This is a genomic window from Enterobacter sp. BNK-8 (assembly GCF_048685095.1).
Classification (GTDB): Bacteria; Pseudomonadota; Gammaproteobacteria; order Enterobacterales; family Enterobacteriaceae; genus Enterobacter; species Enterobacter quasiroggenkampii.
Genome location: NZ_JBLQTN010000001.1, coordinates 556,174 through 576,888, shown reverse-complemented (window position 1 = coordinate 576,888; position 20,715 = coordinate 556,174). Strand labels below are relative to the sequence as shown.

Here is a 20,715-nt window from a genome sequence, read left to right as displayed (position 1 = left end):
TGCGGTATTCTGTAGGCCGGGTAAGGCGTAGCCGCCACCCGGCAATTGTGCACCGTTTTCGCCGGGTGGCGCTGCGCTTACCCGGCCTACGGGAGCGACGGGTTAAGGACGATAAAACGGCTTATCGCCCAAAATCGTCGCCCGCTGCATAATCCGGCGCTGCGGCAGATAGTCCGCATTGGCATAATGCTGCGTCACGCGGTTATCCCAGATCGCCAGATCGTTCTCCTGCCAGCGCCAGCGCACCTGGAACTCCGGTTTGGTGATATGCGCAAACAGGAAACCTAACAGCGCCTCACTCTCTTTTTCCGTCACGTCCACGATGCGTGTGGTGAACCCTTCGTTCACAAACAGCGCCTGTTTGCCCGTCACCGGATGGGTCCGCACCACCGGGTGCAGCAGCGGAGGATGTTTCGCCACCGCTTCCTGCCAGCGCTGATGTTCCTCTTCCGTTTTACGGTACTTGTACTCCGGGAATGATTTCTTGAAATCATGCTCCGCCCGCAGCCCGCTCAGCAGCGTCCGAAGCGGCGCGGAGAGCGCCTCATACGCCGCAATCCCGCTGGCCCACAGCGTATCGCCCCCCGTCTCCGGCAGCCGTTTCGCCGCCAGAATCGCCCCCGCAGGCGGCGTGTCGATAAAGGTCACATCGGTATGCCAGTTATCGTTATCCGGCGGGTTATCGTTGTGGGTGTCGAGGACGATAATCTCCTCCACCCCTTCCGCATGCGGATAGACCGGGTGGATATGCAGATCGCCAAAGCGCAGGGCCAGCGCGCGCTGCTGCTGCGGGGTGATCGCCTGCTCGCGCAGGAACACCACCTGATGGCGCAGCACCGCGTGGTACAGCTGCTCAAACTGGTTATCGCTCAGCGGACGGGTCACATCCAGGCCCGACACCTGTGCACCAATGTACGGCCCCAGCGGGGTGATGGTCAGACGTTCACTCATTGTATTTCTCCATGCCAGGGCGTCAGACGGCGCTGTAACGCGCGCAGCCCCAGTTCTAATCCGAAGGCGATCGCGGCGATCACCGCGATCCCTGCCAGCACCACGTCAGTCGCCAGGAACTCTCCCGCCGACTGCACCATAAACCCAAGGCCGCGCGTGGCCGCAATCAGCTCCGCCGCCACCAGCGTGGACCAGCCCACGCCGAGGCCGATGCGCAGCCCGGTTAAAATCTCCGGCAGTGCGCCCGGTAAAATCACGAACAGCAGCACCTGCGTACGGCTGGCTCCCAGCGACTGCGCCGCGCGGATCCGCACCTGCTGGGCGCTCTTCACGCCCGCCAGCGCCGACATGGCCACCGGTGCGAAAATCGCCAGATAGATCAGCAGGATTTTTGACGTTTCACCAATGCCGAACCAAATCACCATCAGCGGCAGATAGGCCAACGGCGGCACCGGGCGGTAAAGCTCAATCAGCGGGTCGAGGATGCCTCGCACCGTCGGGCTAAGCCCCATCGCAATCCCCACGGGAATGCCGATAATCACCGCCGCCAGCAGCGCCACCAGAATACGCGCCAGGCTGGCGCCTAAGTGCTGCCAGAGCGTGGCATCCATAAAGCCCTGCGGCCCGGCGATGGTAATGAGTTTGGCCAGCACCTGTCCCGGCGGCGGCAGAAACAGCGGGCTGACCCACTGCAGGGCAGCAACTGCCCACCACACCGCCAGCAGCACCAGCAGCGTACCGACGCTCAACGTGATGTGACGTGAGAAAGGCCAGCGCAGCGCCAGACGCGTGCGGCGCGTTTTTTCACTGAAGACGATACTCATGAGAAGGCCTCCCGCTGTTCAAACACGCGGCTTAAGACGTACTCACGCTGTTCGATAAACAGCGGATCGGATTTGATGCTGCGCACGGGTTCCCCCGCGACGTAGCGGCGGGCGAAATCCAGCGGCAAGCGCTCCAGCACGCGGCCCGGCCCCGGCGAGAGCAGCACCAGCTCGGTGGCCATAAATACCGCCTCTTCGATATCGTGGGTAATCAACAGCACCTGCTTGCCCGTCTCATGCCAGAGGCGCAGAAGCAGGGTTTGCATCTGCTCGCGGGTGAAGGCGTCGAGCGCCCCGAACGGCTCGTCCAGCAGCAACAGCTGCGGATTCGCTGCCAGCGCGCGGGCAATCCCGACACGCTGTCGCTGGCCGCCGGAAAGCTGCCAGATATAGCGTTTTTCCGCGCCTTCCAGCCCCACTTTTTTCAGCATCGCCCGCGCCGTTTCCAGCCGCTGTTCACGATTAATACCCGCAAGCTGCAGCCCAAACGCCACGTTTTCCTGCACGTTGCGCCACGGGAGCAGGCCTTCATTCTGGAAGACCACGCCGCGCTCGGCGCCGGGGCCTTCCACCTTTTTGCCTTCCAGTTGAATGGAGCCATGCTGATAAGGGACAAACCCGGCGATCAGATTCAGCAGCGTGGTTTTTCCGCATCCGGACGGACCCAGCACCACCAGCAGTTCACCGCTGTCCAGCGTCAGGTTGATCTCCTCCAGCGCGGGTTTGCCACCGTAATCAGCAGACAGATTTGTAATATTCAGCATGGCGGACTCCTTATTTCACAAAACGATCGGTCACGTACTGGCTGTAATCCGTCGCTACCGCGGGCACTTTGCCCTGCTCTTTCAGGAAGGTGGCGGTATCAACAATCGCTTTGTTTACCGGCCCGGTCAGCTGCTGCACCTGCTGCGCGGGGGTCAGATAGGTATTGCCCTTCACCAGCCCCGGTACGTCCGCTTCCGGTACGCCGCTCAGGCGGGAGAGTTTTTCCAGGTTGGCGGGCTGCTTCAGCCATTCATCCGGGTTACTGATGTACGGCTGCTGGGCGTCAATCGCGCTTTTCGCGAAGGCTTTCACCACCTCAGGATGTTTCTCGGCGAAGTCTTTACGCACGACCCACACGTCGAGTGTTGGCGCGCCCCACTGGCCCACTTTTTCGGAGTCGGTCAGCACGGTGCCGTCTTTTTCCAGTTCGTTCACGGCCGGTGCCCACACATAGGCCCCGTCAATGTCGCCGCGCTGCCAGGCCGCGATAATCGCCGGCGGCTGGAGGTTAATAATTTGTACCTGCCCCGGCTTGATGCCCCAGTGTTTCAGCGCCGCCAGCAGGCTGTAGTGGGTGGTGGAGATAAACGGCACGGCGATGCGTTTGCCGATCAGGTCTTCCGGTTTGGTGATGTTTTTCTTCACCACCAGCGCTTCAGAGTTACCGAGCTGCGAGGCGAGCAGGAACACCTCAATCGGCACCTGCTGGCTGGCCGCAACCGCCAGCGGGCTGGAGCCGATATTGCCAATCTGCACGTCGCCGGAGGCTAACGCACGCACCACGGAGGCCCCGCTGTCGAACTTGCGCCAGTCGACTTTCGCGCCGCTCTCTTTGGCAAAGGTGTTGTCCGCCTGCGCGACTTTCGCCGGTTCCGCAGAAGTTTGATACGCGACGGTGACGTCCACCGCCTGCGCCTGAAATGCCCACAGCGCCAGTGCGCCGAGTAGTGTGATTCGCGATGAAATTGCCATAGTGCCTGCTCCCCTTGTTGTTATGAGGGCAGTATTTCCAACGCGGGAATTTTGATAAAGGAATAAAAATGAATCGCTCATAACGATTCGTTTTTAGATAAAAAGCGGGAAAGAATAGTTGGTTTTGTGCGTTTGTTTATGCCGGGTGGCGCTGCGCTGTGCGATCCGTAGGCCGGGTAAGGCGCAGCCGCCACCCGGCAAAAAACTCAGCGCTTCGCGTTAAGCTCAGCAATATCCTTCGGCGTAGTGCGACAGCAGCCGCCAATCAGCTTCGCTCCGGCGTCCAGCCACTGGGGCAGATACCCCGCCAGCGTCTCGCACGCTTCGCCGTGGTGGTGCCAGGTTTTGGTCACCGCATCATAATGCTCGCCCGAGTTCGGGTAGACCACCAGCGGCAGCGGCGTCAGGCTTTGCAGGTGCTTCAGTGCCGCCGTGGTGTTTTCCAGCGCGATACAGTTAATGCCCAGCGCGACGATATGCGGAGAGTCGGCCAGCGCGCTGACTACGTCACGCAGCGGCGTGCCGTCGCTCAGGTGTTCGCTGTCACGCAGGGTAAAGGAGAACCACGCCCGGGCGCGGGGATACCCGGCCAGAAGGGCCGCCAGCGCCTTAATCTCGGCAAAAGACGGCAGCGTTTCGCAGGCCAGCAGGTCAGCGCCCGCATCCAGTAGCGCTTCCACGCGCGGACGGTGGAAGTCGGTGAAGGCTTCCGCCCTGAGCACGTAGTCGCCGCGATACTCTGAGCCATCCGCCAGATAGGCACCATACGGTCCAACGGATCCCGCCACCAGCAGCGTGCCCGCATGCGGATTTTCAGCCAGATACGCTTCACGCGCCTTACGCGCCAGCTCCACGCTTCTGCCAATCAGCGCCCGGGACTGCGCCTCGTCCAGGCCGCGCGCCGCAAAACCCGCAGGCGTGGCCTGATAGCTGGCGGTGATCGCCACCTGCGCACCTGCGCGGTAATAATCAAGCTGCACTTCGCGGATAAGCTCCGGGTTTTCCATCAGCACTTTGGCAGACCAGAGGCTGTCTGCCAAGTTGCAGCCGCGCGCTTCCAGCTCCGTCGCCATCGCGCCATCCAGCACCACAAACGGCTGCTTTTCAAGGAGGGCGGTAAGCGGATTATTCTGCGACATGTTCGGGCTCCTGCGATGTCATATTTCGGGTCAGATAGTAGGCACCATAACACAGGGCGACAAACGGGATCCCGCAATAAAGGGCAATGCGCTGGCTTGGGTCAAACCACAGGCCAACACAGGCCACCACGCAGAGAATAAACCCGAGTACCGGCACCAGCGGATACCACGGCGCGCGGTACTGCAGCGCAGAGAGCGGCTGCCCGGACTGCAGATGGCGACGACGGAAAACGAAGTGCGACGCGCAGATGCTGATCCAGACGGCCACCACCGCAAAACCAGAAATCGCCGAGAGCGCGACAAACACCGTGTCAGGCGCCACGACGCTTGAGAACAGCGCCAGCACGCCGCCGAGCATAGAAACCGACAGCGCCGTCAGCGGCACGCCGTTTTTGTTCACGCGGGCAAAGCAGCGCGGGAGCGTTTTCTCATTAGAGAGCGACCACAGCATGCGCCCGGAGGCGTACAGTCCGGAGTTCGCCGCCGAGAGGATCGCCGTCAGGATCACGAAGTTAAAAATATCCGCCGCGTAAGGAATACCGACCTTTTCAAACACCAGCACGAACGGGCTCTTTTCCACGCCCGCCTGCTGCATCGGGATCAGCGCCGCCAGCACAAACACGGTGCCGATAAAGAAGATGATCAGGCGCGCAATGGTGGTACGGATCGCGACCGGAATCACCTTGTGCGGATTTTCCGTTTCCCCTGCGGCGATACCGATAAGCTCGGTCCCGGAGAAGGCAAAGTTCACCGCCACCATGGTCATCAGGATCGGCAGGCCGCCGTGCGGGAACCAGCCCTCGGCGGTGATGTTGCTTAAGCCCGGCGCGGGTGAACCGTCCTGCATCGGGATAAAGCCAAAGACCGCCGCGCCGCCAAGAATAATAAAGGCGATAATGGTGATGACCTTCACCAGGGAGAACCAGAATTCACCTTCCGCAAAAAAGCGCGTTGAGATGACGTTCAGGCCAAAAATCACCACGCAGAAGACCACGCACCACGCCCAAACGGGCACCTGCGGGAACCAGTACTGCATGCAGAACCCGGCGGCGGTAAAGCTCGACCCGAGCGCCACCGTCCAGGTGAGCCAGTAGAGCCACGCCACGGTGTAGCCCGTCGCTGGGCCAAGATAACGCGCGGCATAGACGTGGAACGCGCCGGTTTCCGGCATCGCCACGGAGAGTTCGCCCAGACACTGCATCACCAGCCAGACCACCAGCGCGCCGATCAGGTACGCCAGCAGCGTGCCCGCCGCCCCGGTCGTGGAAATGATGTAGCCGGTATTGAAGAATAACCCTGTCCCAATCACGCCACCCAGCGAGAGCATGATCAGGTGGCGTGTTTTCATGGTGCGCTTAAGCTGCCCATTTTCTTGTTGTGTTTGCATATTACCTTCTATACGTATGGACATCTAAACATCCAAAGAAGGTGTGTTATACCGCGATTGTTAATAAAAAGCTAGATGACCAGACGCAAACGGGCGCGCCGCGCGCTGAGTCTGGGGTGGGTTGTGAGGATGACATAGAGAATCGGACGCCAGGCCATAAGCACCTCCGCAAGCAGATACTTACAGCATGGTGCGGGAAAAGGCGATCTTCGTTCAGTCGAAAGTGGTATCCGTAAAGCGCGAAGTCATACCGTAACACTGCCCGCAGGACGGGTAAGGCGCAGCCGCCACCCGGTGCAAGGTTGGTAATTCTCACAATCGGTTCTATAGTCGTCACAGTTTCTTAGTAACCAGGACTGACTGATGCGCTTTAACGGACTGACTAAAGGTTTCTTTATTTTCATTCTCGCCCTTGTGACCTGGGCCTTCTTCGACGTGCTGTCTCCCTACTTCTCCGCGATACTGTGGGCCGCCATTCTGACCGTTATCTTCAACCCGGTAAAAAATAAGCTGCGCACCGCGCTGGGGGAGCGCAACGGGCTGGCCTCGCTGTTGACCATCGGTATTATCTGCCTGATCGTCTTTATTCCGCTGATGGTAATCCTCTCCTCGCTCGCCATTGAGCTGAACGTGGTTTACACCAAACTGCAGGAGAACAACACCCAGTTCCCGGAAGTGGTGGCGAGCATCTTCAACCACCTGCCTGACTGGGCCAGCGGTTTCCTCGCGGATCACAACCTGACCAACGCGGCGCAGATCCAGAAAAAACTCTCCGATGTCGCCCTGCAGGGCGGACAGTATCTGGCGGGCAGCGCGTTCCTGATCGGCAAGGGGACGTTTGGCTTTGCGATTAGCTTCGGCATCATGCTGTATCTGCTGTTCTTCCTGCTGAAAGACGGCCCGTATCTGGTACGCCAGATCCTCGATTCCCTGCCCCTGTCCGATTTTGCCAAGCAGCATCTGTTCGCCAAATTCGTCGGCGTGTCACGCGCCACGGTAAAAGGGACGGCGGCGGTGGCCGTGGTTCAGGGCATCCTCGGCGGGATTGCCTTTGCCATTGCCGGTATCGACGGCAGCGTGCTCTGGGGCGCACTGATGGCGTTCCTTTCCCTCGTGCCCGCCATCGGCTCGGCGATTGTCTGGGTGCCCGCCGCTATCTTCCTGTTCGCCACGCACCAGATCTGGCAGGGGCTGTTTATTGTCGGCTTCTTCGTGATTATCGTCGGGCTGGTGGACAATATTCTGCGCCCGCTGCTGGTGGGGAAAGACACCAAAATGCCGGACTACCTGATTCTGATCTCCACCCTCGGCGGCATGGAGCTGTACGGCATTAACGGCTTTGTGATTGGGCCGCTCATCGCCGCGCTGTTTATCGCCTGCTGGAACCTCTTCTCCGGACGCGATCACGAAGGCAACGCCGAAGAGCTGGACGCGGATTTCATCGAAGAAGGAAAAAATCCTCCAGATTTGTAAGGACGTGACGATAAAGACCACACCAGGCGGCACTGTGCCGCCTTTTTTTTCGCCTTAAATCAGACGTTTTCTATAATTTGAAGAACGCCATCCTACTCATGTCGTAAAAGGATCATCTGGTGCGAATCGCGACGATAACAAACTGGGCCTATGGGGCCACGGTCTGCCTGACCATCGCCTCCGGCATCATCATGCTGATGGCGTCCAGCGCGGATACCCTCGAACGTCAGGCCGTTGAACAACGGCAGAAATTTGATCAGCTGACGGAAGATATCGAAACCGATATCTGGGCGCAGTCTGATTTAGCGCGGCTGTACGTCATTAAAAAAGATCCTCAGGTGCTCAAGGAATATAACCAGGCAGAAAACAGCCTGAAGCGCATCGAGCTTCGTCTGGAAAAGCTGCAGGATAACGGCGCATCGGATGAAGAACTGGCCCTGCTGCATGAAGGAATAAAGATCGTCGATGAGCTGCAGGACGAGCAGCAAACCGCCCTCGCCAGCCTGGAACGCGGTGAAGACGCCCAGGCCGTTGCCTTGCTCTATGGTCAGCCCTATGAGCAGGAGCTGGATCGCGCGCAGAATCAGATCGATCACTTTCGCCAGATACTCGACAAGCGCGTTATCGGCTCCGTAAAAGATGCGACAAAAAAATCGAAAGCGCTGCGTACCGCCTCTGAGCTGACGGTCGGCCTGACCGCCCTGCTGTTCCTGTTTGTACTCGGCTTTATATTAAAGCGCCGCGTGCTGCGTCCCGTGGTGCGCCTGAGCGACGTGGTGCACCGCCTGGCATCCCAGGATTACGCGGTTGAAACGCCCAATTTCAACCAGATTGATGAGATAGGCGATATGGCTCAGGCCATCAGCATCTTCCGTGAAAACGGCCTGGCGCGGCAGCGTCTGGAAAAAGAGCGCGATGCCGACTGGGCCATCCGCGAACTGCTGGCGCGCATGACCCAGCGGCTGCAGGGGTGTGAGAACTTTAACGATGTGATTAACGTGGCGGAGCTGTTTGCCCCCAATATCGCGCCGGGGATCGCGGGCCGACTCTACGTCCTTGACCGCGAGCCGTGGCAGATGCGCTGCGTCGCGCAATGGCTTTCGCCGATTGGTGAAGAGACGACGTTCCACCCGGACGAGTGCTGGGCCGTGCGTCGCGGGCAGAGTCACCCGCCGGTGAACGGCGAGCCGGATATTGCCTGTTATCATCTTCCGGCATCCCAGGCGGAAAGCGCGCTTTGCGTGCCGCTTATCGCTCAGGGTGAGGCCATTGGCCTGCTCTCCTTCCAGAATATCACGGCGGATAATGCCCCTTCCCGCGCGTATCTGGAGCTGATGGCCGAGGCGCTAGGGCTTGCGCTGGCCAACCAGCGTCTGCGCGACGCGTTGCTGGAAAAAGCGTTGTTTGACCCGCTCACCGGCCTGCGTAACCGTCATCATCTGGAAGATACCCTGCAAACCCAAACGGCACAGGCGATACGCACTGGCGTGCCGTTAAGCTGCATGATGATTGATATCGACCACTTCAAGAGCATTAATGACCGTTTCGGCCATGAAGCGGGCGATCTGGTGATCAAAAGCGTGGCGTCAATTGTTCAGCGCGCCGCACATGACAACGGGCTGGCATTCCGCTACGGCGGCGAGGAGTTTCTGGTGCTGCTTTCCGGTGCCGATGAAGCAGAAGCGTACGCCTGCGCGCAGAAGATTTACACCGGCGTGCATGAGCTGTCGCTTCGCTACGGGCTGACCGAGATTGGGCCGGTGGACGTGTCGATTGGCATTGCCAGCTACCCACAACATGCCCAGACCGACAACCTGCTGCGCGCTGCGGATGTGGCGCTATACCGGGCAAAAGAGCTGGGACGCGCGCGGATTGTGAGTTTTGGGATGCTGGAGGCGGGTTAGCGGATTTTCGCTTTAGTCGCGCGTCACCTCTGTAATCAATATCGACAAGCCATTCATGTCATGACTTTTTTTAGCCATCTCACGGTATTTGGTTGGGGAGAGTCCATATTGGTTTGAGAACGCTCTGCTGAAGGTGGACGGCTCTTCATAGCCTAGCATTGTAAATATATCTGAAACAGAGAGCTGCGTGTGTCTGAGCATATGCGCGGCTTTTTCAAGTTTCCGGCTGCGGATATAGAGACCTATACTTATGCCACACTCCTGGCGAAAGTTTCGTTGAATATAAGCCAATGAATAACCGGATTTTCGCGCCACATCCAGAACGGTAATAGGTCTGTATAAATTCGAGTCAATCCAGTGAGTCAGGGACTTAATTACAGTTTCACGATCTTTTAAGAGAGTAAACTTTATACACATAAGTATCCACGAAATTTTATTTACAAGAAGGCCGCTGGCAATGTCATCCAATGACAATTGAAAATAATATTTCCAAAAAGAAAAAATCACCCTAATAATAGGGTGAGAGAATGCTTACTGTATTTTAGTGAGATGTCGTTGCAACATCCTCATTTTGTTCAGGACCATACAACTTCATAAACGCATTAACGGAGGCCTGCGCTTTCATGACAATTTCACTTTCGTCCGGCTGATCCTTTCGTGCTTTTAAAAGCAAGGGCTCAAGGATACCGGCCTGGAGAAGAGAGCGAAAATACTCAGCGGCCAGCACTGGGTCATCTTTTCTTAAAATATTTTGATTCATTAAATCGGTGAAAAGCGCCGATACGTTTGAACGAAGTTTTTGCATTCGTTCATAATACAACTCTCCAATTCCCGACCTTCCGGCTTCGGAAATCATTAATCTTTGCAAGTCCACAATATCCGGTGAACAAATATAGCGTAAAAAGGCAACGGCAAATTGCTCGATGACCAGCTGTGGTGATTTTCTGAAAAGGCGCACCTGCCCTGCAGTTTCAATAGTCATGCTCTTAATATACTGTTCTGTTTCAGAAGACATGCATTCTACAAATAGCTCTTCTTTCGAAGAAAAGTGACTGTAAATTGTCGATTTTGAGCCACCCACAATCGCGTTGATCTCAGAGATAGACGTAGCATCAAATCCTTTTTGTCGAAACAGCCCGGATGCAACGTCCAGAATCTGTTGCCGTTTAAGCGCTCTTTTATCCATATGTTTCCTCGGTAGTTTAGGTGTTTGGCCGCTCGCCAACACTTTTTGTTATCTGATTTCGGAATCACGTCTGTGAGTAGGGTTCGTAATCGTACCGACGAGTACATTTTTATTTGACGGCGCTCAGAAGTCAAGATATAAATCGTACCGTACTGTACGGTACTGCATTTGGACTACTTGATGAACAGCATGATGAGCGTACTGATGAAAGGTTTTCAGGAGGCACTCCCGAGGTGTCGTATTTCCGGCTCAACCCGGTCCAGGATAGTGATGGGCTGTGTTGTCTTTTCCGCCATCAGCCTGAGCGGATGCGCCATGATCCCCGATCTCGGCACCCCACCGCCTATGAAGACGGTCACACAACTTAAAAGCGATCAAAGTTTCCCACATCAGAATGGCCAGTGGCCGAAACATGACTGGTGGAAAAAATACGGTGATGAGCAGCTCAACGGACTGATTGATGACGCGCTCAAAAATTCCCCTACGCTTAACATCGCCGACGCTCGCGTGAAGCAAGCGCAGGCGATGACCCAAAGCGCGAGCGGATCGCTTTTCCCCGAGGTCACCGCTAACGCCAGCTTTATGCGGGACAAAATGAGTTACAACTATGTGACGCCTGAAAGCGCAACACCCCAAAACTGGAACAGCTATGGGCGCACCACGCTGGATATGAGCTGGGAAATTGATTTTTGGGGTAAAAACCGCGCAGCGCTCGCGGCTGCAACGTCAGGTGAAATGGCGGCAGTCGCGGAAAAAGCGCAAACAAGACTGGTGCTGTCTTCGTCTGTTGTTACCGTTTACGCGGAGCTGGCGCATTTATACACCGTTCGCGAAACGCTTAACGATACCCTGACGATACGAACCAGTACGCTTGCGTTGTTCCAGCAACGGCATGACGCGGGGCTGGAAGATTTATCCAGCCTTCAACAGGTTGAGACGCGTCAACTCAACGCAAAAGCAAACCTGGTGGCAATAGATGAAGCGATTGCGATCAAAAAACATGCCCTCGCCGCATTGATCGGTGACGGGCCTGACAGGGCGCTGGCCATAACCGCGCCTAAGGCAACGCTTTTAGCGCATGAGGACCTTCCTCCCAATATTGCGTTGGATCTGATTGGTCGCCGTCCCGATATTGTCGCGGCACGTTTACGCGCAGAGGCGGCAGCAGAGAAAATCAAACAGAAAAAAGCCGGTTTTTACCCGAGCGTTAATCTGGTTGCCTTTGCCGGATTCCAGTCATTGGGTATTAACAACCTTACCCGGAGTGGCTCAGCAATTGGCAGCTTTGGCCCGGCAATATCGTTGCCCATATTTAATACGCAACAGCTACAGGGTGATTTGAAATACGCCAGCGGTGAATATGACATTGCGGTGAATGTATATAACGACACGTTAACGAATGCACTTCGTGAAGTGAGCGATGCGCTCACCAGCAGAGCCTCTCTTAAAGACGAGATGCTGTATTCGCAGGCGGCAGTCGCGTCAGCAGAAAAAGCGTATTCGCTCACCAGACAAAGGTATGAAGGAAAAGTTGCTGATTATCTTGACGTCTTATCCTCGGAAGACGAGCTGGTCGCTGCCCGCAGAAAATTAGCCGACGTTAATTCTCGTGCCTTTACGATTGACGTCGCATTAGCGCGCGCATTAGGCGGCGGATATACCTCGAGCAAACAGTGATTATTTAACACCAGGTTAATAACTAAATAGTGGAAAGAAAGGAAATAAAATGAGTCATTCTGCAGCGATTGAAAATCAAAATATTGAATCATCCGATATCAAAAAGAAAAAGAGAAAACGTTTGTTCTCCTGTCTTGCAGTGAGTATTGCGCTTGCTGGTGCAGGCTCTTTTGCCTGGTGGGAATTCGTCGGTTCCCGGTATGTTGAAACCGATAACGCCTATACCGATGTCGAATCAGCCCAACTCTCTTCTGCCGTTACCGGTACGGTAAGCGCCATCCTGGTCACGGATTCCCAGGTGGTAAAAAAAGGCGATGTTCTGATCCAGCTGGATCCCACCGACGCGCAGCTAGCCCTTAATCAGGCGGAAGCAGACCTGAACCTGTCCATTCGGCGAGTAAATGGATATAAGGCCACTGATACAAAGCTCGGCGCAGAAGTTGTGGCTAATGAAAAAGAGCAAAAACGCCTGCTGGCCCAGGTTGATGCCGCAAACGCTGACTTCCAGCGCGCGACGGTTGACCTCAAACGACGCGAGGCGCTCATGCAGACAGGCGCGATTTCAGGCGACGAGCTGACGCGCATTCAAAACGTTTATGCTTCCGCTCTGGCAAACCTGAATGCCGCTAAAGCCGCCGTGGCGCAAGCAGATGCAGCTAAACAGGCGGCGGTGGGTGCAAGACAAGCGAATGCCGTTCTGATTGAGAACGCAGATACCGAGACCAACCCTGAAGTTGTCCTTGCCAGAGCGAAGCGCGATCAGGCCAGACTGGATCTGGAAAGAACCGTAATCCGTTCGCCAGTCGATGGTGTGGTTGCTCGTCGCCAGGTCGAGCTTGGGCAACGAGTACAACCTTCCACACCGTTATTGTCCGTGGTGCCAGTACAGCAAATTCACGTCAATGCCAATTTCAAGGAGGTTCAGCTCCAGCATGTGAAAGTGGGACAGAAAGTGGAGCTGGTAAGCGATCTGTATGGCGATAACGTGCTTTTCCATGGAACGGTAGAAGGCTTTGATGGCGGAACCGGCGCAGCGTTTTCAGTTATTCCTGCTCAGAACGCAACGGGTAACTGGATTAAGGTTGTTCAGCGTTTACCCGTACGCATCAAACTCAATGCTGACGAACTTGCAGCACATCCGCTGCGGGTAGGGCTGTCCATGAAAGCGACAGTTAATTTAAAAAGTGAATAACGGAAACCGGGCTATGTCTACATTCGTTATCGATAACCAGCCTCCTTCGCTGAAGGGCGGTATGTTATGGGTGGGTGCCCTGGTTCTTGCAATGGCGAACTTTTTAGCCGTGCTCAACATGACCATTGCAAACGTCACTCAACCCAATATGGCTGGTGCCCTGGGCGCAGGCACCAGCCAGGGTACCTGGATCATCACGGCCTATGCCGTTGCTGAAGCCATTACGGTACCGCTTTCAGGATGGTTAACCACACGGTTTGGCGGCGTGCGCGTTTTCTCCATTTCCGTGTTCATGTTCGGTATTTTTTCATTGCTTTGTGGCCTTTCCACTTCGCTGGGAATGCTGCTGCTGATGCGAGTTTTTCAGGGCATGGCAGGAGGCCCCCTGATGGCCTTATCACAAACGTTACTGCTGCGTATTTTCCCGAAAGAAAAATCCATGCAGGCGACGGGACTATGGGCAATGACCACGTTGCTGGCGCCCGTTATTGGTCCCGTTCTCGGTGGATGGATTTGCGATCATTACAGCTGGTCGTGGGTGTTTATCATCAACGTTCCAATGGCCATCGCTTTTTCAGTCGTGGCGTGGTCAGTATTGAAAATCTTCGAAGATGAGCTGGTTAATAACGCTATTGATATCGTTGGGTTTGTTTTACTGGTTATCTGGGTTGGCGCACTGCAAATCATGCTGGATGAAGGGAAAGACCTTGACTGGTTTGCCTCAGAAGAAATATGGGTTCTGGCGATTGTGGCCTGCATAGGTTTTTTGTGTTTCTGTATCTGGGAACTGACCGCTGACCATCCGATTGTCGATATCAGCGTGTTTCGCCATCGCGGTTTCTCGGCCAGCATGTTTGTGCTCGCGCTTGCGTTTGGGTGTTTTTTTGGTCTGAATGTCCTGACGCCTTTGTGGTTACAATATAACTTAGGGTATACAACAACATGGGCCGGGATTGTGGTGGCCTGGGGTGGCCTTCTGCAGGTGGTCTTTTCTCCGGTTGCCGCTAACCTTTCCAACAGAATCGATCCGCGCATTCTTATCTTCTTTGGCTGCGCCTGGCTCGGTCTCGATACCTTCTGGCGCGCCTATGCGACGACCGATATGGACTACTGGTCCATCTGTGTCCCCTTGTTATTCATGGGGGTGGGAATGCCGTTGTACTATGTCCCGATTACGGGCCTTGCAATGGGCTCGGTAGATGAAGCGGAAATGCCTTCTGCAGCCGGGTTAATGAACTTTGTTCGAACGTTATCAGGCGCGTTTGCCACATCACTGGTGACGACGTCATGGCAAGACCAGCGCTATATTGCGCATGACAAGCTGGCGTCCGTCGTTGACCCGACAGGCGATCTTTCACAGTACATCAACTCGGCGCCTCAGCAAGGTGGGCAGTTTGTTAGGGAGCTTTTTGACAAGATGGTTAACAGCCAAAGCATGATGCTTTCTACGAATAATCTGATGATGTCGATAGGCGTCATATTCTTTATCGCTGCTTTTGCTATTGCTTTAGCACCGAAACCCTCTCGCGTTGTTGATGCCGCATCTGTAGGACATTAATCGTTATTCAGCACAGGGATGTGGGCGTCAAATAAAAGAGAAAATTTGATGGATGAAAAACCAGGACTTTCTGTACAGAAAAAGCGGTGCTTAATATCAGAAATATATTTTTCAACATATAAAAAAGTGGACGCTTCCCAGTGGAAGAAGCGTCCTAAATCAGGCAATTATTCAGACACAGATTGAAACCGTTGACTGACGATCTCATCGATAATATCGCATACTCCCTTCTGTTCATTATTTACATTTTCTGCCATCGCAGAAGAAAAACACAGCCCATATCCCTCACCCTGCGCCTTCTCGCCGGGGACGTTCAGGTGGCGTGCGTTACTTCGCGCTTCACCGAAGTAACGCACGTTTGCACAACGTAGACTGGGCCTTCGTTAATCAGAGGATGATAAAATGAAAACCCAGCAGGTCGATTTTGCTTCTTTATATTTTGGTACACCGGTCGCCATTATCTCCAGCCAAAATCATGACGGTTCAACCAACCTAAGCCCGGTCTCGTCGTGGTGGATCCTTGACCGGAATATCGTGTTCGGGCTAGGCACCGCTGGAAAATGTTATGAAAATATCACAGGTAACCCTGATATTGTTCTGAACATCCCGGACAGCAGGCTCTGGCAGAATATTGAAGCTATCGCAAATAAAACGGGAAAAGCATCGCCACCGGAATGGAAGAAAAAGAGGGGATATGTTTTTGAACAGGACAAATTTAGCTGCGGGAATTTCCATAAGGAAAAGGCGGTGACGATTAACTCGTTGAGAATTAAAGAGTGTCCTGTACAAATAGAGGCTAAGGTTGGCGGGATAGCGCCCCTGACCGGTTCGCAGGGGAACCTGGTGTCCGTTGATGCCACAATAACCTGCGTCCACATATCTGAGGCATTATTAATTCATACTCAGAGAGGAGTAAAATTTAATGTGGAGAAATGGAACCCCCTCTATTATCTATTTCGCCACTATTTCTCGCTGGGTCACCGACTCGGTCACAACTTCCGCCACGATGAGTAACCCGGTCTTTTTTGCAGCGGAAAGGTTTAAACTTTTCGTGATATTCTTTCTTTACGCCCCTTAGTTCCTATACTCGAGCCATATTCGCCACTGTATTAACACCTGTCACGCGCAACACGTTGTGCATGACAGGTGAAGATATTTTGTTCTGGAAAAACGTCTATGTCGAAACTGGATTTGAGGTCCAAAAAAACCTGGGGCGCGCTGGCAGCGATCGCCGTTGTCGCCGGTACGCTGGCATCTGCTTTTGCATGGACGGCGGGCTGGCTTGGTTCACGCACGGTCAGCCAGGCACTGGTGGGTGAAACACCGAAACCCTTCCCGCCTGGTTTTCGCCGCGCGCATGGAAAAGGCATCTGCTTTGCCGGCACCTTTACGCCAAACGGCTCGGCGGCTTCTCTTTCAACCTCCCGCCTCTTCTCGCAGCAGGAAGTGCCCGTTGTGGGCCGATTCTCTATTGGTACCGGCGATCCGCATGCCCCGGATAGTACGACCAAAACCCTGAGCATGGCGCTGCTGCTGAAGACAGATGATAAGCAACAATGGCGGATGGCGATGAACAACGAGCCTTTCTTCGCCACGCACAGCCCGGAAGGTTTTCTGGCCTTGCGAAAAGCCACGGCCGTTGATGCGGCCACCGGCAAACCGGATCCGCAGCGTCTCAAAGACTTTTTGAAAGCGTACCCGGAGGCGGAGAAATACCTAAAATGGGCGGCACAAAAACCCGCGCCCGGCAGCTTCGCGGGGGCGACGTTTTACAGCATTAACGCCTTTTACCTTGTGAACGCACAGGGGGACCGTCAGGCCGTTCGCTGGATGATGCGTCCGCACGAGCCTTTCCTGTCGATAAGCGATGAGCAACGACAGAAAGCCGATGACAACTTCCTGTTCGAAAATCTGCGTCAGCGCCTGGCGCAGAAGCCACTCTACTGGGATTACGTTTTGCAGCTCGCACAGCCGGGCGATCCGGTGGATGACCCTTCCCAGCCATGGCCGGACGATCGCAAAAAGGTGGTAGCCGGTACGCTGGAAGTGACGCGCGTCGAAGCACAATCCACAGGCGCGTGCCGCGACGTTAACTTTGATCCTTCTGTCGTTCCTGCAGGCGTTGCGGTGTCTGATGATCCCATCTTAAGCGCCCGCTCCGCGGCCTACTCCCACTCTTTCAGCCGCCGTGAACGGGAAATCGGCTACGGCAAGGCCACCGAAGCCGTGCAAAAGCAGGAGGTAAAATGAGCTCAAATAAAGACAGGCGAGAGCACGCGCCGCAGCATTTCAATACCCTGGCGCGAAGCCTGCACTGGCTGATGGCGGTGATGATCCTGACCATGCTTTTCATCGGTGCCGCGATGATGACGTCGTTACATCACCGGATTTGGCTAATCGACCTCCACCGGCCGCTGGGGATCGCCATTTTACTGCTGGCACTGGTTCGTCTGGTCAACCGACTTCTGAGCCGCACGCCCCCACTTCCTGCCGATTTGCCCGTCTGGCAGGTGCTTGCCGCAAAGGCATCACACTGGATGCTGTATGGGTTAATGCTGGCAATGCCGCTGCTGGGCTGGGCGCAACTGTCGGCAGCGGGCCTGCCAATTGTCATGTTTGATGGCGTCAACCTGCCGGCAATTGTCCCGACCAGTCCAGCACTCTATGCCTGGTGTCACGACGCCCATAGCCTTCTGGCAAAGTTGCTTTTTGCCGTGGTGCTGGTCCATCTCTCCGCCGCACTCGTTCATGCGTGGATCTACCGGGACGCAGTGTTTGCCAGCATGGCGAAAGGGAGTAAGTCGGCGTCAGCCCTCCGGGATGACCTGAAGTAAGGCAAGCGCCAGGGGACACGCACAATCAGAATGTTCGTGTCCTCGCTTATCATCGCCATCCTGAAACAGCGCACACAACCGGGGCGCGTATTTAGCCGCTAAATTCGCGCGCCAAAAAGCCACGGACACCCCACAATTATCGTGGAAGATAATATCTCTCAATTAAAGCGATTATTTTTTAAACAGAAGAGCATTTGTGCCCGCAATTTTAGCTTTTATCAAAAAGTTAAGCGTCGCTCTCGTATCAAACATCCTGCCCCCACAACACATAACTCATTGATTAAAATGACTTTACATCAATAAAAACGATAAAAGCCCCTACTCCCCAACAAAATATATCAACTCGTGTGATATCTAAATTATAATTCTTATACTTCTGTTAAAAAGGTGGAGGTCAAAATGCGATTAACCCTACTGCTGTTATGCTGTCTGGTACAAAGTGTAACCTGGGCTGGCGACCTGCCAAAACCAGTTGGTAAACCCATTTTAACGATTTACGGTAATATAGAAAATACCAACGAAAATGGAAAAGCAGTGTTTGATCTCGCCAGCCTTGAAAAACTCGGAGTAGTGAGTTTCGAGACGACCTCTCCCTGGTATAACGGTCGTACGAAGTTTGAGGGGATCCCCATGAGCAAGCTCATGGATTATGTGGGTGCAAAAGGTACGAACGTGAATGTTATTGCGCTCAATGATTACTCAACCGTCATCCCTCTCAGCGACTTTAAAAAATACAACGCCATCCTTGCCTTAAAGGTCAATGGCGAATATATGCGCATCCGCGATAAAGGCCCATCGTTCATTGTATACCCCTATGACAGTCTTCCTGAGTTGAATAATCAGATTTATTACTCACGATCAGCATGGCAGGTAAGCAAAATGAAGATTGAGTAGCCGTTCAGGAGAACATAATGAACAGGATACTGGTTGGTATCATTTTTTCTCTTTTTATCACGACAGGATATATTGCATACCTTGTTTATGATCGACAGCAGGAATTGCAAAAACTGACTCAATACACTGAGTCCTGGTCCGTGGCACAACTGGTATCAGAGTATTACCGTTTTGAATCATGGCTTGGTCTATACGCAACCGATACTGATGACGTTACGATAGACCAGGTCCGTATGCGCCTCGAAATTATGCTCAGTCAGGGCGATTTAATGAAGGGGGGCGATTTAGGTCGCTACATTGATAGCGATAAAACGCATCAGGAGCTCGCTTTACGCTTAGAAAAAATACTGGCCTATCTGGATAGTCATCTTGAAAAAATGAGCCATCCGGAGTTACAGGCGTACCTGACAAATATGCATGAGCTCGACGCACCGCTCAGCCAGCTGTCTGCAACGGCATTAACGAAAGATATTAATACGGTTAATGAATCCAACAACAAAATACAAATCCTGTATTATATTTATTCCGCACTTTCTTTGCTTCTGGTGATTTTAAGCTTTATTCTTGGCTTCTTAATGATCTACCAGAATAAAAACATTCTGAAAGCACACATGCAGGTTAAAAGCCTGGCTGATGAACTTCAAATATCAAAAGAAAAACTGCAAATTCAGAACGCGAAGCTGGAGTATGATGTTTATCATGACTCTCTCACCGGCATGAAAAACCGCCTTTTCTTCTGGGACGATCTCAATAAAATTAATCTTCAGGCAGATAAAAACCACGTCCCCGTCACCGTAATGTTATTTGATTTAGACCGCTTCAAAGAGGTCAACGATACCTATGGCCATGATACGGGAGATTTGCTGCTGAATCAGGTATCCCGACGGCTGACCTCGATGAGCAACGCAACGGATACGTTTTACCGTTTGGGCGGCGATGAATTCGCCCTTCTCTCCAGCGGACTCACGGAAACCGCCGCCGTTTCGCGCGCCAAAGAAATCAGCGATCACATCAGCCAACCCTATACGATTAATAACCAGCTGATAAAAATTGCCACCTGCGTGGGCATCGTTTTATCTGATAATGAACGACGCTCTGATTATCTTTATAAATTTGCCGATCTGGCGCTCTACGAAGCGAAAAAAGAAGGTTCGCAGCAGATCAAAGTCTTCCGGCAGTGGATGCTGCAAAGATTGCAGGAAAGCAGAACCCTTGAACATGATATGGCTCTGGCGATCGATCACAATGAATTCGTTGTGTACTACCAGCCTATTGTCGATTCATTCAGCAATGAAATTTACGGCTATGAAGCGCTTATTCGCTGGATACACCCGGTGAAAGGGATACTCGCGCCAGATTATTTTATTTCCGTCGCTGAAAAAACGGGAATGATCAATGAGATCGGCAAGTCGGTGCTTGAGATGGCCTGCCGGGAAGCGGTGTCCTGGGCGGTGCCGGCCAGGATCTCGGTGAACGTCTCACCCGTTCAGCTAGGCACGAAATCGTTTACCACGATGGTGCAGTCCATCCTGAAAGAGACGGGGCTACCGGCCAACCGACTCGAGTTAGAGGTTACAGAGTCTTCGCTCTTCAGTGACAGCAACATGCCGATCACTATTCTCAAAAAGCTCCGGGCACTGGGTGTCAAAATTTCCATCGATGATTTCGGAACGGGATATTCCTCGCTCTCGCGACTGAGTGAACTTAATTTTGATAAAATTAAGATAGATAAATCCTTTGTGAATCCGATATCCACGCAGGATGATGCCCTTAATATCGTTAAATTGATTACCGGCATGGCGAAGAGCCTCAATATGCGGGTCATTGCAGAGGGTGTTGAAACCGAAGCGCAGCTTGAACGTCTTCAGGCGCTTGGCTGCGATCTCGTGCAGGGGTACCTGTTCGGAAAACCACAGGCTGAGATTGACAGGAAGATCAGATACGGTTGAAATGATTGTG

Annotated in this window: 18 protein-coding genes; 10 read left to right on the top strand and 8 right to left on the bottom strand. The window is 53.9% G+C overall.

From position 1 onward, the window contains the following. Window positions 1-102: 102 nt before the first annotated feature. The 6 genes from tauD to mmuP all read right to left on the bottom strand — a co-directional run bounded on the left by tauD (window position 103) and on the right by mmuP (window position 6,038). Window positions 103-951 carry a taurine dioxygenase gene (gene tauD / locus ACMGGU_RS02740; protein WP_045909818.1) on the bottom strand — a complete coding sequence of 283 codons (849 nt, stop codon included), beginning with the start codon at window positions 949-951 and terminating at the stop codon, window positions 103-105. After that, on the bottom strand, window positions 948-1,775 hold the full coding sequence (gene tauC / locus ACMGGU_RS02735) for a taurine ABC transporter permease TauC (RefSeq protein ID WP_063418732.1): 828 nt from the start codon (window positions 1,773-1,775) through the stop codon (window positions 948-950). The genes tauD and tauC overlap by 4 nt, the downstream gene beginning before the upstream one ends. Next, a complete protein-coding gene (tauB, locus tag ACMGGU_RS02730) occupies window positions 1,772-2,539 on the bottom strand; it encodes a taurine ABC transporter ATP-binding subunit (protein ID WP_069720213.1) in 768 nt (255 codons plus the stop codon). The genes tauC and tauB overlap by 4 nt, the downstream gene beginning before the upstream one ends. Before the next feature lie 10 nt (window positions 2,540-2,549). Continuing rightward, window positions 2,550-3,512: a taurine ABC transporter substrate-binding protein gene (gene tauA / locus ACMGGU_RS02725; protein WP_001018397.1), complete on the bottom strand. Its 963-nt coding sequence runs from the start codon at window positions 3,510-3,512 to the stop codon at window positions 2,550-2,552. A 206-nt stretch (window positions 3,513-3,718) separates the two neighbouring features. Next, complete coding sequence (mmuM, locus tag ACMGGU_RS02720; RefSeq protein WP_420300226.1) at window positions 3,719-4,651, bottom strand: homocysteine S-methyltransferase; 933 nt, start codon at window positions 4,649-4,651, stop codon at window positions 3,719-3,721. Then, on the bottom strand, window positions 4,638-6,038 hold the full coding sequence (mmuP, locus tag ACMGGU_RS02715; RefSeq protein WP_008503244.1) for an S-methylmethionine permease: 1,401 nt from the start codon (window positions 6,036-6,038) through the stop codon (window positions 4,638-4,640). The genes mmuM and mmuP overlap by 14 nt, the downstream gene beginning before the upstream one ends. A gap of 363 nt (window positions 6,039-6,401) precedes the next feature. Between mmuP and ACMGGU_RS02710 the strand changes: the two genes are divergently transcribed. After that, window positions 6,402-7,511: an AI-2E family transporter gene (locus ACMGGU_RS02710; protein WP_048030055.1), complete on the top strand. Its 1,110-nt coding sequence runs from the start codon at window positions 6,402-6,404 to the stop codon at window positions 7,509-7,511. A gap of 119 nt (window positions 7,512-7,630) precedes the next feature. Then, window positions 7,631-9,415: a diguanylate cyclase gene (locus tag ACMGGU_RS02705; RefSeq protein ID WP_045909823.1), complete on the top strand. Its 1,785-nt coding sequence runs from the start codon at window positions 7,631-7,633 to the stop codon at window positions 9,413-9,415. Window positions 9,416-9,427: 12 nt separating this feature from the next. Here ACMGGU_RS02705 and ACMGGU_RS02700 read toward each other — a convergent pair whose 3' ends face one another. Together ACMGGU_RS02700 and ACMGGU_RS02695 are read right to left on the bottom strand one after the other, a co-directional pair. Then, on the bottom strand, window positions 9,428-9,832 hold the full coding sequence (locus tag ACMGGU_RS02700; RefSeq protein ID WP_023326759.1) for a helix-turn-helix domain-containing protein: 405 nt from the start codon (window positions 9,830-9,832) through the stop codon (window positions 9,428-9,430). Window positions 9,833-9,956: 124 nt separating this feature from the next. Further along, a complete protein-coding gene (locus ACMGGU_RS02695; protein ID WP_039023708.1) occupies window positions 9,957-10,601 on the bottom strand; it encodes a TetR/AcrR family transcriptional regulator in 645 nt (214 codons plus the stop codon). Between the two features lie 189 nt (window positions 10,602-10,790). Here ACMGGU_RS02695 and ACMGGU_RS02690 point away from each other — a divergent pair, with 189 nt between their 5' ends. The 8 genes from ACMGGU_RS02690 to ACMGGU_RS02655 all read left to right on the top strand — a co-directional run bounded on the left by ACMGGU_RS02690 (window position 10,791) and on the right by ACMGGU_RS02655 (window position 20,705). After that, window positions 10,791-12,278, top strand: a complete 1,488-nt coding sequence (locus ACMGGU_RS02690; protein ID WP_420300225.1) for an efflux transporter outer membrane subunit — start codon at window positions 10,791-10,793, stop codon at window positions 12,276-12,278. 49 nt (window positions 12,279-12,327) lie between these two features. Beyond that, window positions 12,328-13,470, top strand: a complete 1,143-nt coding sequence (locus ACMGGU_RS02685) for an HlyD family efflux transporter periplasmic adaptor subunit (RefSeq protein ID WP_021241698.1) — start codon at window positions 12,328-12,330, stop codon at window positions 13,468-13,470. 13 nt (window positions 13,471-13,483) lie between these two features. Beyond that, window positions 13,484-15,028, top strand: a complete 1,545-nt coding sequence (locus tag ACMGGU_RS02680; RefSeq protein ID WP_055321833.1) for a DHA2 family efflux MFS transporter permease subunit — start codon at window positions 13,484-13,486, stop codon at window positions 15,026-15,028. Between the two features lie 402 nt (window positions 15,029-15,430). Continuing rightward, a complete protein-coding gene (locus tag ACMGGU_RS02675; protein ID WP_420300224.1) occupies window positions 15,431-16,042 on the top strand; it encodes a flavin reductase family protein in 612 nt (203 codons plus the stop codon). Between the two features lie 162 nt (window positions 16,043-16,204). Further along, complete coding sequence (locus tag ACMGGU_RS02670) at window positions 16,205-17,278, top strand: catalase family peroxidase (RefSeq protein ID WP_325819334.1); 1,074 nt, start codon at window positions 16,205-16,207, stop codon at window positions 17,276-17,278. After that, entirely contained in the window at window positions 17,275-17,862 is a 588-nt protein-coding gene (locus tag ACMGGU_RS02665; RefSeq protein ID WP_325841784.1) for a cytochrome b, read from the top strand. The genes ACMGGU_RS02670 and ACMGGU_RS02665 overlap by 4 nt, the downstream gene beginning before the upstream one ends. 399 nt (window positions 17,863-18,261) lie before the next feature. Beyond that, window positions 18,262-18,756 (top strand): molybdopterin-dependent oxidoreductase, encoded by a 495-nt coding sequence (locus ACMGGU_RS02660; protein ID WP_196345836.1) that lies wholly within the window; start codon window positions 18,262-18,264, stop codon window positions 18,754-18,756. A gap of 17 nt (window positions 18,757-18,773) precedes the next feature. After that, window positions 18,774-20,705: a putative bifunctional diguanylate cyclase/phosphodiesterase gene (locus ACMGGU_RS02655; protein ID WP_069720206.1), complete on the top strand. Its 1,932-nt coding sequence runs from the start codon at window positions 18,774-18,776 to the stop codon at window positions 20,703-20,705. The last annotated feature ends 10 nt before the right edge of the window (window positions 20,706-20,715 follow it).

Bases quoted from the DNA above. Each gene is read 5' to 3' on its own strand.
- tauD (WP_045909818.1), bottom strand. From the start codon at position 951: ATGAGTGAACGTCTGACCATCACCCCGCTGGGGCCGTACATTGGTGCA.
- tauC (WP_063418732.1), bottom strand. From the start codon at position 1,775: ATGAGTATCGTCTTCAGTGAAAAAACGCGCCGCACGCGTCTGGCGCTG.
- tauB (WP_069720213.1), bottom strand. From the start codon at position 2,539: ATGCTGAATATTACAAATCTGTCTGCTGATTACGGTGGCAAACCCGCG.
- tauA (WP_001018397.1), bottom strand. From the start codon at position 3,512: ATGGCAATTTCATCGCGAATCACACTACTCGGCGCACTGGCGCTGTGG.
- mmuM (WP_420300226.1), bottom strand. From the start codon at position 4,651: ATGTCGCAGAATAATCCGCTTACCGCCCTCCTTGAAAAGCAGCCGTTT.
- mmuP (WP_008503244.1), bottom strand. From the start codon at position 6,038: ATGCAAACACAACAAGAAAATGGGCAGCTTAAGCGCACCATGAAAACA.
- ACMGGU_RS02710 (WP_048030055.1), top strand. From the start codon at position 6,402: ATGCGCTTTAACGGACTGACTAAAGGTTTCTTTATTTTCATTCTCGCC.
- ACMGGU_RS02700 (WP_023326759.1), bottom strand. From the start codon at position 9,832: ATGTGTATAAAGTTTACTCTCTTAAAAGATCGTGAAACTGTAATTAAG.
- ACMGGU_RS02695 (WP_039023708.1), bottom strand. From the start codon at position 10,601: ATGGATAAAAGAGCGCTTAAACGGCAACAGATTCTGGACGTTGCATCC.
- ACMGGU_RS02690 (WP_420300225.1), top strand. From the start codon at position 10,791: ATGATGAGCGTACTGATGAAAGGTTTTCAGGAGGCACTCCCGAGGTGT.
- ACMGGU_RS02685 (WP_021241698.1), top strand. From the start codon at position 12,328: ATGAGTCATTCTGCAGCGATTGAAAATCAAAATATTGAATCATCCGAT.
- ACMGGU_RS02680 (WP_055321833.1), top strand. From the start codon at position 13,484: ATGTCTACATTCGTTATCGATAACCAGCCTCCTTCGCTGAAGGGCGGT.
- ACMGGU_RS02675 (WP_420300224.1), top strand. From the start codon at position 15,431: ATGAAAACCCAGCAGGTCGATTTTGCTTCTTTATATTTTGGTACACCG.
- ACMGGU_RS02670 (WP_325819334.1), top strand. From the start codon at position 16,205: ATGTCGAAACTGGATTTGAGGTCCAAAAAAACCTGGGGCGCGCTGGCA.
- ACMGGU_RS02665 (WP_325841784.1), top strand. From the start codon at position 17,275: ATGAGCTCAAATAAAGACAGGCGAGAGCACGCGCCGCAGCATTTCAAT.
- ACMGGU_RS02660 (WP_196345836.1), top strand. From the start codon at position 18,262: ATGCGATTAACCCTACTGCTGTTATGCTGTCTGGTACAAAGTGTAACC.
- ACMGGU_RS02655 (WP_069720206.1), top strand. From the start codon at position 18,774: ATGAACAGGATACTGGTTGGTATCATTTTTTCTCTTTTTATCACGACA.